The sequence below is a fragment of the Pseudodonghicola flavimaris genome (assembly GCF_030164425.1).
GTDB lineage: Bacteria > Pseudomonadota > Alphaproteobacteria > Rhodobacterales > Rhodobacteraceae > Pseudodonghicola > Pseudodonghicola flavimaris.
The window spans coordinates 1-11,920 of the sequence record NZ_JASNJD010000020.1; the positions used below are offsets into that span (position 1 = coordinate 1).

At 68.3% G+C, this 11,920-nt stretch carries 11 protein-coding genes; 1 reads left to right on the plus strand and 10 read right to left on the minus strand.

Going from position 1 to position 11,920, the window contains the following annotated elements; genetic code table 11:
* Window positions 1-395: 395 nt before the first annotated feature.
* The 6 genes from QO033_RS19830 to QO033_RS19855 form a co-directional block, all read right to left on the minus strand.
* Window positions 396-2,231: an ABC transporter ATP-binding protein gene (locus QO033_RS19830; RefSeq protein WP_284482708.1), complete on the minus strand. Its 1,836-nt coding sequence runs from the start codon at window positions 2,229-2,231 to the stop codon at window positions 396-398.
* Window positions 2,232-2,234: 3 nt separating this feature from the next.
* Entirely contained in the window at window positions 2,235-3,107 is an 873-nt protein-coding gene (locus tag QO033_RS19835) for a metallophosphoesterase family protein (RefSeq protein ID WP_284482709.1), read from the minus strand.
* A gap of 63 nt (window positions 3,108-3,170) precedes the next feature.
* Window positions 3,171-4,724 carry an ABC transporter substrate-binding protein gene (locus QO033_RS19840; RefSeq protein ID WP_284482710.1) on the minus strand — a complete coding sequence of 518 codons (1,554 nt, stop codon included), beginning with the start codon at window positions 4,722-4,724 and terminating at the stop codon, window positions 3,171-3,173.
* A gap of 79 nt (window positions 4,725-4,803) precedes the next feature.
* Window positions 4,804-5,694, minus strand: a complete 891-nt coding sequence (locus QO033_RS19845) for an ABC transporter permease (RefSeq protein WP_284482711.1) — start codon at window positions 5,692-5,694, stop codon at window positions 4,804-4,806.
* A gap of 7 nt (window positions 5,695-5,701) precedes the next feature.
* Complete coding sequence (locus QO033_RS19850; RefSeq protein ID WP_284482712.1) at window positions 5,702-6,631, minus strand: ABC transporter permease; 930 nt, start codon at window positions 6,629-6,631, stop codon at window positions 5,702-5,704.
* Entirely contained in the window at window positions 6,625-7,395 is a 771-nt protein-coding gene (locus QO033_RS19855) for an HAD-IIA family hydrolase (RefSeq protein WP_284482713.1), read from the minus strand. The genes QO033_RS19850 and QO033_RS19855 overlap by 7 nt, the downstream gene beginning before the upstream one ends.
* A gap of 161 nt (window positions 7,396-7,556) precedes the next feature.
* On the opposite strand from QO033_RS19855, the gene QO033_RS19860 reads away from it, so the two are divergent.
* Window positions 7,557-8,471: a LysR family transcriptional regulator gene (locus QO033_RS19860; protein ID WP_284482714.1), complete on the plus strand. Its 915-nt coding sequence runs from the start codon at window positions 7,557-7,559 to the stop codon at window positions 8,469-8,471.
* A gap of 26 nt (window positions 8,472-8,497) precedes the next feature.
* On the opposite strand, the gene QO033_RS19865 is transcribed toward QO033_RS19860, so the two are convergent.
* The 4 genes from QO033_RS19865 to QO033_RS19880 are packed head-to-tail and all read right to left on the minus strand — an operon-like array spanning window position 8,498 to window position 11,904.
* Window positions 8,498-9,328: a F0F1 ATP synthase subunit gamma gene (locus QO033_RS19865; RefSeq protein ID WP_284482715.1), complete on the minus strand. Its 831-nt coding sequence runs from the start codon at window positions 9,326-9,328 to the stop codon at window positions 8,498-8,500.
* Window position 9,329: 1 nt separating this feature from the next.
* Entirely contained in the window at window positions 9,330-10,907 is a 1,578-nt protein-coding gene (locus QO033_RS19870) for a F0F1 ATP synthase subunit alpha (protein ID WP_284482716.1), read from the minus strand.
* Window positions 10,908-10,910: 3 nt separating this feature from the next.
* Entirely contained in the window at window positions 10,911-11,651 is a 741-nt protein-coding gene (locus tag QO033_RS19875; RefSeq protein WP_284482717.1) for a F0F1 ATP synthase subunit delta, read from the minus strand.
* Between the two features lie 4 nt (window positions 11,652-11,655).
* Window positions 11,656-11,904: a F0F1 ATP synthase subunit C gene (locus tag QO033_RS19880; protein ID WP_284482718.1), complete on the minus strand. Its 249-nt coding sequence runs from the start codon at window positions 11,902-11,904 to the stop codon at window positions 11,656-11,658.
* Window positions 11,905-11,920: the final 16 nt, after the last annotated feature.

Consider the following 11,920-nt stretch of genomic DNA (forward strand, 5'->3'; position numbering starts at 1 on the left):
ATTTCTGTCCACCACCTCGGCCTCAGGTCCCTCAGGCAGCGCCGCCGCCTTCCGTTCCGTCCGCCTCCGTGGCGCCCCGTAGCGCCTCAGCGCCGCCGGTGAAGGGGCTTTTACGGATAACCCCAAAGACCCGCAAGCAGATTCGTGACGTTTTTGCGATTTTTTTTGCCAGAAGGCCGAAAACCCCTGTTTTCAAGGCAAATCGCGACGTGCCGGACCGGTGGGTTCCGGCGCCGATGGCAGGGTTCAGGCCCCCTGCCCGGCCGATTGGGCCATCTTTTCGGCCGATCTTGGCGGAAATCGACCCCGGCACACCACGAGTCGCCCCGAAAAGAGAGACTCGCGGCCGCGGCCGGGCCGGATTTTCCCCCTCCCCTGCCCCATCTCCCACCGATTCACACCGGATCGAGACTGCGGCGGGCCTGCGAGTCGCGTGGCGCGGGCATCCCGGCGCAGCCATGGCCCAGATCGATCAGGTCCCGGACCGTATCGTGCCGCGCCACCCAATGGCCCGGTGCCACCTCCTGCAGGGGCGCGCGATCCGGGCGCTCCGCCACCGGCAACAGCAGCTTCGGCGCCGGCAGCGGGGCCGGGCGTCCCTGCCCCAGCCGGCGGTCTTGCGGATCGGGCACCGGCACCGCCGCCAGCAACCGGCGGGTATAGGGGTGACGCGGGTCGCGCAGCACCGACTCGGTCGGGCCGGTTTCGACGATCTGCCCCGACCACATCACCGCCACACGCTGGCTGACCCGTTCGACCACGGCGATATCGTGGCTGATGAAGAGGAACGACACCCCCTCCTCCGCCTGCAGCCGCGCCATCAGGTCGGTCACCTGCCGGGCGACCGAGACATCGAGGGCCGAGACCGCCTCATCCGCGACGATCAGCGCCGGCCGAACCGAGAGCGCCCGGGCGATGCAGAGCCGCTGTCGCTGACCGCCGGAGAACTGATGCGGGAACCGCAGCGCCGCCTCTGGCTCCAGCCCCACCTTGACCAGCAGCTCCTCCGCCAGCGCCATGCGGGCGGCGCGCGGCATCGGCTGCTGGATATGAGCGGGTTCGGTGATCAGGTCATAGACCGGCAGCCGCGGATTGAGACTGGCAAAGGGGTCCTGGAACACCATCTGCGCCACATGCCGGACCCGGCGCAGGTCCGCCGCCTCCAGATGGGTGATCTCCTCACCGTCCAGATGCACCTGGCCACCGGCCACGTCGACCAGCCGCAGCACGGCGCGGGCCAGGGTGGACTTGCCGCAGCCGGATTCCCCCACCAGCCCCAGCGTCTCGCCCCGCTCAACCCGCAGCGAGACGCCGTTGACCGCGTGATAGTCCAGATGCCGGCCCGGCAGCGGCCCCCGCCGCATCGGGAAGCGGACAGAGAGGTTCTCCACCGCCAGCACCGGTGTCGCCTGCGGGCGCACCGGCCCCGGCGCCCCGGCGCCCAGCCGCGGGGTCGCCGCCATCAGGGCGCGGGTATAGGGGGCGACGGGGCGCAGGAACACCTCCTCAACCGGGCCTTCCTCGACCTTGTCGCCCCGGCAGAGCACCACCACGCGATCGGCAATCTGCGCAACCACCCCCATGTCATGGGTGATGAACAGGACCGCCATGCCGATGTCCTGCTGCAGCTGCCGGATCAGCGCCAGGATCTCCGCCTGGGTCGTCACATCCAGCGCCGTGGTGGGTTCGTCGGCGATCAGCACGTCGGGCCGGCAGGCCAGCGCCATGGCGATCATCACCCGCTGGCGCAGGCCGCCCGACAGCTCATGCGGGAACTGATCCAGCCGACGTTCGGGTTCAGGGATTTTCACCCGTTCGAAGGCGGCGCAGGCGGCGATCCGCGCCTCAGCCTTGCTCAACCCCTGATGCAGCCGCAGCACCTCGGCCACCTGCTCGCCCAGCGGCATCACCGGGTTCAGCGCCGTCATCGGTTCCTGGAAGATCATCGACACCCGGTTGCCCCGCACCGCCTGCATCTGCCGGTCGCCGAGCGCCGCCAGATCGAGGCCCGGGCTGCCGTGCAGACGCACCGCGCCGTTGACGATGCTGCCGCCCTCGCGTTCGATCAGCCGCAGGATGGCCAGCGCGGTGGCGGATTTTCCCGATCCCGACTCCCCCACCAGCGCCACGGTCTCTCCCCTGGCGATATCGAAGGAGAGATCGCGCACCGCGCTGAAGGAACCGAAATTCAGGCTCAGGGCCTCGACGGAGAGAAGCGGGGATCGGGACATGGCTCAGCTCTCGGCGGGAATGTGGCGAGCGCGCAGCTCGGGATGGGTGCGGAACTCGGGCAAGGGCGGGGTCCAGCGGCGCAGGCCCGGCGTGATCTCGGCCCGGAAGGGATCGAGCCCGTCGACCGACCAGCGCACCGTCTCGCCCAGTTCGATCACTCCCATGGCCCCGGCGGGCGCGCCTTCGGTGGTGAAGCTCTCGGTCAGCGACTGCTGGGTCAGATGCGCGATACCGTCCACCGTGGTGACGGTGTTCCAATGCACGTGGCCGGCCAGGCAGACCACCGGCACCCGCGCCTGGGCCAGCGCGGCGCGGGCCCGCTCTGCCATCGGATAGGTGGAAAGCGACGGGTTGTTCTGGAAATAATAGTTGCCGATCTGCGAATGCCCCGACAGCGGCACATGGCTGACGATCAGCAGCGGCCGGTCGGCGGCCTGCACGGTGCGCGACAGCCACAGCAGATCGACCTCGCGCAGGACAAAGCCGGACTGGTCGGGATGGCGGTAAATCCGGCTGTCGGCCCGCCACAGCACGATACGCCAGCCGCCGATGTCATGGGTCTCATGCCCCAGCGACTGGCCCAGGATGTCCTCGTTCTGGGCGACGCTCAGGTGATCGCGGTCGTGGTTGCCGTTCAGGTGCCAGACCGGTGTCTCGATGGCGCGGAAGGCCTCGGCCACCTCCGCCTCCAGCCGCAGGTCGGTGTCGTGATCGACATCGGAAATCCGGTCGCCCAGATCCAGCACATGGGTCACATCGGCGTCGCGGACATAGCGGGCGAACTCCTCCATCAGGCCCATGGCGGCATCGCCGCGCTTGGTCGAGGACGGGGTGCCGTGGTGGATATCGGCAACGGTGGCAAGGCGGAGGGTCATGTCAGGGGTCTTTCGTCAGAGGGAAGGAAGGGCCCGCCGCATCGGCAGGCCCCGGGGGTCGGATCAGTTCGACGCGAAGGAGATCGCACCGGCGCGGAAATCGAGCACATAGGGGATATGCCCCGGCTTCGGCGCCCAGTTGACGGCCTTGCTCATGCCCCAGCTTTCATAGGGGCGGTACAGCAGCAGGAACGGCGGATCCTGCTTGATGCGTTCCATCAGCTCGGCATAGGCGGCCTTGCGGGCCTCCACGTCCTTGGAGAAGCGGAACCGTTCCCAGGCCTCGGCATAGGCGGCATCCGTGTTGAACCGGCCCTGCCCCTCGGACGGCCCGTTCGGCGCCCACATCACGCCGAAGGACCCGAAGGGATCGGCGAAATACATCGGGTTCGACCAGTTGCGGGTCATCATGTCCGGCGCGCCGCCGTTCCATTTCTCGACGATGCGCACCTTGCCGTTGATGCCGACCTCTTTCCACATCTCGGTGATCGCCTGCGCGGCGAGCAGACCGTTGGTGTAATAGGTCGGATGGGTGTCATAGGTGATCTCGGCGCCGTCGTAGCCGGCTTCCTTCAGCAGTTGCTTCGCCTTCTCGGGGTTGTATTCGAAGGTCTTCAGCTCCGGCATGTAGAGATCGCCGAACTCCTCATAGGTATGGCTGTCGGGCACCACCGCCTTGCCGAACCACAGCGCCTCGTTCAGCGTGTCGCGGTCGATCGCCATGCTCATCGCCTGACGGATGCGCGGGTCCTTCAGCGTCGGGTGGTTCACGTTCATGATCATCAGGTGGAACAGCGGCGTGGCGCTGCCGACGGCGCGCAGCTTGGGATCACTTTCGATCAGCGACAGCTGGTCCGGCGCGATATTGGTGATGATATCGGCCTCACCCGTCTTCAGCGCGGTCACGCGCGAGGCGGTCTCGGGGATCTGCTGCACCACGACCCGTTCCAGCGGCGCCTTTTCGCCCCAGAAGTCGTCGAAACGTTCCCAGACCAGCCGCTCGCCCGGCACGAATTCGGCGACGCGATAGGGGCCGGTGCCGACCGGTGCCAGCGAGAAGGCCTCGAAATCGTCATCCTCGGCGACCTTGGGATCGCCGGTCAGGCCCTTGGTATACTCTTCAGGGATGATCATGACCTGCTGCAGGTTCAGCAGGGTGTTCCACAGCGGCTCTTCCCGCTTGACGGTGATCCGCACGGTCAGGTCGTCGACCTTATCGGCCTTCTCGAAGTTGTCGAGCCGGTCGCGCGACCGCACCACATAGGGCGGGAAGGTCGCCTGATACATCCGGTTCAGCGAGAAGACGACATCGTCCGCGGTCATCGGCTCACCGTTCTGGAACACCACGCCATCGCGCAGTTTCAGTTCCATCACGGTGGGTTCGACCAGATGCCATTCGATGGCCAGCGCCGGCTGCCATTCGGCGGCGAGCGTGTCGTGGTTCTTGTCGATCAGCGTGTCGAAGGTGTTGTAGTAGAATTGCGAGCCGACGTTGGAATGATCGCGGCCGGGATCGAGATAGCTCGACACGTTGGCGGCGCCGACGGTGATCTCCTGCGCCGCGAGACCGGAGGCAAGGCCGGCAGCGAGCGTGGTGGTAAGCAGCAGTCTCAGCATGGGTATACTCCGTGGTGCTGGATGGTCTGAGGATGGAAACGGGCCCTGGCGGCCTTCTGTTGTTGCAATCGGAGGCGGATCAGCGGGCGCGCAGCCGGACATCGGCGCCGTCGCGCAGCCAGTCGCCGAGGATCTGGACCGCGAAGGTGATCAGCAGGATCATCACCGCCGGCACCATCACGATCCACGGCGCCGTCGGCATGAAGTCGCGGCCGATCCCGACCATGGACCCCAGCGTGGCGGTGGGCGGCTGCACCCCGAGCCCGAGGAAGGACAGCGTGCTTTCCAGCAGCACGATGTTCGACAGCGACAGGGTGAACTGCACCACGATGGGCGAGACGATGTTGGGCAGCAGATGGTGATGCGCGATCCTGAGCGGGCTGGCGCCGGCGGCGCGGGCGGCCTCGATAAAGGGCATCTTCATCATCCGCCGGACCTCGGCCCGGACGATGCGGGCGTATTGCTCCCAGCCGTAGAGGCCGAGCACCAGCACGATCACCTCGATCGAAGACCCGAGGATCGCCAGCAGGAACAGCGCGATCAGGGTGAAGGGCATGGCGATCTGGGTATCGACCGCCGCCATGATCGCCGCCTCGGTGCGGCCGCCGACGATCCCGGCCAGCAGGCCCAGAACGCCGCCGATCACCAGCCCCAGGCTGGCGCCCAGGACCGCCAGCATCAGCGTCAGCCGCAGCCCGTAGAGGCTGCGCGACAGCACGTCGCGGCCCAGTTCGTCCGTGCCCAGCAGATAGCCGGCCTTGGCCCGCTCGAACCCAAGGGGCGGGCGCAGCCGGGAAATCAGGCTCTGGGAGTTGGGCTCGAAGGGCGCCAGAAGCGGCGCGAAGAGCGCCATCCCGATCAGGCCGACCGCAACCAGGATCGCCAGTTTCTGGATCGGATCGGCACGGCGCCAGAAACTCAGCGCGGCAGACAGGCGCGACGGCACGGTGATGGTGGGGGAATGGGTCATGGCAGCCTCAGGCGTTCACGGTTTGACGCAGCCGCGGGTCGGCCCAGGCATAGGCCAGATCGACGGCGGCATTGATGACGATGACGGCCAGCGCCACGGTGACGACGCCGAACTGCAGCACCGGGTAATCGCGGCGCAGCGCGGCGTTCACCAGCAGATCGCCGATGCCCGGCCAGGCGAAGATCGCCTCGATCACCACCGACCCGGCGGCGGCGAGGCCGGCGACCTGCAGGCCCACCACCGACAGGATGGTGATGCCGGCGTTGCGCAGCCCGTGTTTGAGGATGACGCGGCTCTCCGGCAGGCCCTTGGCCCGTGCCGTGCGCATGTAATCCTGCCCCAGCACGTCCAGCATGGCGTTGCGGGTGAACCGGGTCAGCGCCGCGATCAGCACGCCGGCCATGGCGATGGTCGGCATGATGAAATGCCAGGGCGTCCCGTTGCCCACCACCGGCAGCCAGTTCAGCCAGTAGGAGAAGATCAGCACCATCACCACGGCGAGCACGAAGTTCGGCACCGCATAGCCCAGGAAGGCCAGCACCATCACCGCGCTGCCGACCCAGCTCTTGCGCCAGATGGCGGCGGCGATGCCCAGCGGCAGCGACACCAGAAGCGTCAGCGCCATCGCCGAGAGCAGCAGCTGCGCCGAGGGCCAGAGCCGTTCCACCACGATCTCGCTGACCGGGCGGCGTTCGATGAAGCTCAGCCCGAACTGCCCGTCGGTGAAGGATTTCAGAAAGGCGAGGTATTGCGCGAAGACCGGCTTATCCAGCTCGTAATAGGCGATCAGCAGATCGCGGTCCTCGCTGGTGATGTTCTCGCCCACCACGAAGTCGATGGCGTTGCCCGACAGGCGGGTGGCGAAGAAGACGATGGTGATGATCGCCAGAAAGGTCAGCGCCATCCGGGTCAGAGTGCGCAGGCTGTAGCTTAGCATGAGGAGGCTTCCCGTTGCAGAAGATCGCGGGCCGGGGCGCCGGGGCGCGCCAGCAGCACGAAGTCGACCCCGGCAGCGGCCGCCGCCGCGCCGTCGGTTTCCGGCGTGTCGCCGATGAACACGGCATCGCGCGGGGCGACGCCGGCGCGGCGGAGCGCCCGGCGCAGCAGGTCCGGGGCGGGTTTGCCAAGGCTCACCGCCGCCGCCCGCGGAACCGCCGCCGTCACCGCCGCCCAGAGCGCGCCGGTCTCGGGACAGGGGGTGCCGTCGGCGCCGGGATGGGTGATGTCGGGATTGGTCAGCCGCACCGGCACCCCGGCATGGGCCAGCGCGATGATCTCGGCCAGATCGTCGAAGCTGAGCCCGGTATCGCGGGCGATCACCATCAGATCGGGACGGCGGCGGTCCGGATAGAGACCCAGCGCGCAGGCCAGCACCTGCAGCGGCGACGCCGCGAACAACGCCACCCGGGCGCCGGGCCGCTCTGCCTGCAACGTCCGCAGCGTCATCTCCCCGGCCAGCAGGATGCGCCCTGCCGGCACCGGCAGGCCCAGCCGCGCCAACCGCACCGCCAGCGTCTGCGCGGTGTCGGTGGAGTTATTCGACACGATCCACAGCCGGTCGCCGCAGCGCGCCAGCAGCCGCGGCACATCCGGCAGCACCGTCTCTCCCGAGAGCAGGCAGCCGTCCAGATCGGCCAGAACGGCGGCGCGGTCAGGTCCGGGGCTGTCCAGAAAATCGCTCAGGCGGATCGGGTGTGGCATGCAAAATCCTATCGTTGCGGGAACCGCCAGCGGTCCCGGGTCTGGGTCTTCGGTCCTTGGGTCAGTCTCGGCACCGCCCGGCCGGTCGACCATGGCGATGGCTGCGGTATCGGGCCGCTCTGTAACCGTGCCGTTACGTCCGAAAGCTAAAGCTTCGGATCATGACAGCTTCCCTTTCAGAGCTTCCCTCCGGGCTCACTTTTTCGCGTTTGCGAGCGCTGACCGCCGTGGCCGAGGAAGGCTCCTTCGCCGCCGCAGCGCGCCGAATCGGCATTTCGCATTCCGCCGTCTCGCAGCAGATCCGCGAGCTGGAGCGCAGCCATGACATCCACCTGTTCGACCGGGTGCGCGGTGTGCTGCGGCCGACCCCCGCCTGTCTTGAGCTCTGCGATATCGGCAACCGCATTCAGGCCGCCGAACGCGATGCCGCGCGGGTGCTGGCGCGACGCGGGCCGACCGGCAAGCACCGGCTGCGGGTGGGGCTGGGCAACTCGATGCCCGGCATCGCCATCGTCGGCCGGGTGCTGGCGCAGCATCCGACGCTGACGGTGACCGTCGACAGCGGCTCGCATCAGGACATCCTGGCGGCGATGTCGCGACGCGAGGTCGATGTCGCCGTCCTGCCCGATTTGCCGCCCGATCCGCGGTTCCGCCGCGCCCCGGTGCTGAGCCAGGAGGTAGTGGCCATCGTCTCCCCCTCCAATCCGATGGCGGCGCGCGACAGCGTCACGCTGGCGGAACTGGCGGCAAGCCCGCTGGTCTTCCGTTCGCCGGGCTCCTCGACGCAGAAACTGGTCGACCGCGGCTTCCGCGCCGCCGGCCTCAGCCCCGAGCCGCGGCTGATCGCCGATACCCGCGACGCGGTCTATGAGGCGGTGGCGCTGGGGATCGGCGTCGGGTTCATGTGGCGCTATGGCACCTACCGCGCGGATGTGGTGCGGCGGCTGCCGGTTCCGGAGTTCCGCTCCCGCGTCGACGAGGTGGTCTTCGCCCTGGCCGACGACCGCAACGCGCTGGTGGATCTGTTCTTTAATGTCGCGGCGCAGTTCCGCCCGGAGGAGATGATGACGGTCTGAGCCCCCGGCCCCTGCGCTTCAGCGCCTCAGCGTCCGGCGCTGACCGCCTGGGCGCCGGTGACCACCTCGATCATGTCGGTGGTGGTCTTCTCCTGCCGGGCCGCGCGTTCGTCTCGCTGCAACAGCTCCAGCTTGCGGGCGATATTGCGCGACGCCGCATCCATCGTGGTCAGCCGCGCGTTATTCTCGCTGGCGATGCTTTCCATGATGCCATGGGCGATCTTGGCAAACAGGTATTCCCCCGACAGCTGCTGCATCAGCTCCTCCGCCGGAAGCTGGTGCAGCGGCGGGCTGGCCGGCGGCGCACCCAGGCTTTCCAGCGTCGCGGCGCCGATCGGCAGCACCTGTTCGACGACGATATCGAAGGCGGCGCCGGGGCGGTGCTCGGCAAAGAGAATGCGCGCCTCGGCCACCTGCGACAGCCGGGCCGCGATCCGCCGCGCCAGAGAGGTCACGCCGTCGACATGGGTGCTCATGGCGAAAGCGTGGTCCGGGGCGATGCGATGTTCCTGCGCCGTCACCCGGCCGCGCCGGCCGACGATGATCAGCCGCTCTCCGGCACGGCGTTCCGTGGCCATCCGGTCGATCAGCCGGGTGTTGAAGCCGCCGACGAACCCGTTTTCCGAGGTCAGCACCAGCAGGATCCGTTCGCCCCCGTCCCGGTCGGGCAGGTCACGCACCAGCGGCGCGATCTCAGAAATCGCCCGTTCGACGATATCGCAATAGGCCCGGGTGCCGGCGAATGCCTCCTGCGCCTCCCGCGCGCGGGAGGCTGCCATAGAGCGCAGCGCCCCGACCAGCTCATCGAGATCGCCAAGGCTTTCCAGCCGGGCCTGGATGCGGGAGAGCTCCTCCACCTCAGGCCCCCTGCCCTGTCGCGGTCCCCGTCCTGGCCCCGGTCTCAGCCGTCCCGTCGGCGGACGGCGGGGCGATTTCCGCCAGGCACAGATCGATCAGCTCCCGCAGGGCGGCGCGGCACTCGTCGGTCAGCTGGCCGGTCTCGTCGATGGCGGCGGCGGCGCGCGGACGGTCGCGGGGCAGCCGTTCGGCGATCCGGGCCCGGAACCGCGCCATTTCGCTCAGTGGCAGATCGTCCAGCTTGCCTTCGGACACCGCCAGCAGCAGCGCCACCTGACGCGACAGCGGCAAGGGCGCGTATTCGTTCTGGCCAAGGATCGCGCGCAGCCGGCGGCCGTGGTCGATCTTCTTCTGAGTGCGCGCGTCCACCATGGCGCCGAACCGGGTGAACACCTCCAGTTCCAGAAACTGCGCGTAATCGAGCTTCAGCGAATCCGCCAGCGACTTGATCGCCTTGGCCTGGGTGGCGCCGCCGACGCGCGACACGCTCATGCCGACGTTCACCGCCGGCTTCTGGCCCTCGTAGAACAGCTTCGGCTCCAGATAGATCTGCCCGTCGGTAATGGAGATCAGGTTGGTCGGGATATAGGCGGTGAGGTTGCCGGCCAGCGTCTCTGCCACCGGCAGCGCGGTCAGCGATCCGCCGCCATTCTCCGCCGACATCTTCGCCGCCCGTTCCAAAAGCCGCGCGTGCAGATAGAAGACATCGCCGGGATAGGCCTCGCGTCCCGGCGGCTTGTGCAGGAGCAGCGACAGCTGGCGATAGACGATCGCATGCTTGCTCAAATCGTCGAGGATCAGCAGCGCATGCTGGCCCTTGTCGCGGAAATACTCGGCGATGGTGCAGGCGGCATAGGGGGTGATCCACTGCGCCCCGGGGGAGGCATCGGCATTGCCGACGACGAAGACGCAGCGGTCCATGTTGCCATGCGCCTTTACCGCCTCGATCACCCGGTTGACGGTAGAGGCCTTCTGGCCGATGGCCGCATAGACGCAGATCACATCGCTGTCGCGCTGGTTGATGATGGTGTCGATCGCCACCGTGGTCTTGCCGGTCTTGCGGTCGCCGACGATCAGCTGCCGCTGGCCACGGCCCAGCGGGATCATCGCGTCGATCACCGTCACCCCGGTCAGCAGCGGTTCGGTCACCAGATCGCGGTCGACGATGCCCGGTGCCGGCCGTTCGATCGGATCCTCGCGTTCGGCCTGGATCGCCGGACCGCCATCCATCGGCTCACCGATGCCGGAGACGACGCGGCCCAGCAGCCCCTCGCCCACCGGCACCCGCGCCACCGTGCCGGTGCCGGTCACCTTGCTGCCGGCGGAGATGCCGGAGCCGGCTGCCAGCAGCACACAGCCATGGGTGGTCTCGCTGACCGTCAGCGCCAGACCCAGGGTCCCGTCCTCGAAGCGGATCAGCTCGTCCAGCCGGGTATGCGGCAGGCCCGAGATGATCGCCACGCCATCGCCGATCTCCTCGACGCGGCCGGTGCGCTCCAGCTCGGGATCGGCCTCCGCGCCCTGCAGGCGGCTCCGGGCGGTTTCGAGATAGCTTTCGGCCTCGTCCCGCATCGTCATCGGCTATCCTTTCACAGTCTCGACCGCCTCGCGCAGCCGCGCAGCGACGGAAAAACTCAGCACAGCGTGGGGAAAGCGCAGCTCCGCCCCGCCGATCAGCGCCGGATCGGTCTCGAACCCGATGGCCAGAGCGGCGCCGAAACGCTCCTGCAGCATCTGCCGCCAGCGGTCCCGGGCCGGGTCGGGCAGATCGGCGGCGGTCACCACCGTCACCCCGGCGCCCTCGACCCCCAGGTCGGTCACCAGATCCTTCAGATCGGTGCCAGACAGCGCCGCCAGCCGGGCGCTCGCCTGCGCCAGCGCCGCCCCCGGCGTGACGATGTCGGGCGCCCCCAGCGCCTTTTGCGCCATGCCGGTCGCCAGTTCGCCGATCTGGGCGCGCAGCTGATCCACGGTCTGGCTGCGCTCGGCCTCGATCCGGGCGCGGGCCTCGTCCAGAAGCTTCTCCGCCTCCGACCGCGCCTTCGCCAGCAGCGCGTCCCGTTCCTCGGCCATCTGCTTGTGCAGATCAGCTTCCTCGCGGCGCTGTGCCTCGGCGAAATCGGCCAGTCTGGCGGTATAGTCCTGCTTTACCGCCAGAGCCTCGTCGACCTTGGCCTGCGCCGCCTGCGCCGCGGCGCGATCGGCGGCCTCACGCTCTTCGATGACGCGGCGGATCGGACGGAACAGCAACCGGCTGAGCAGCCAGACGACGGCCAGGAAGTTGACCACCTGAAACGCCAGTGTCCACCAGTCGATCTGCATCGTGTCAGCTGACGAAGGGGTTGGCGTAGAGCAGCAGGAGCGCGATCACCAGACAGTAGATCGCCATCGTCTCGATCATCGCGAGACCGACGAACAGCGTCCGCGACACCGTGCCCGAAGCCTCCGGCTGGCGCGCGATGGCGTCCATCGCCGCCGCCACCGCCCGGCCCTCGCCCAATGCCGGCCCGATGGCGCCGATGCCGACGGCCAGCGCCGCCCCCAGAACACTGCCGACTTCTACGAGATTGTCCATGTCGTCCCCTTTCTCT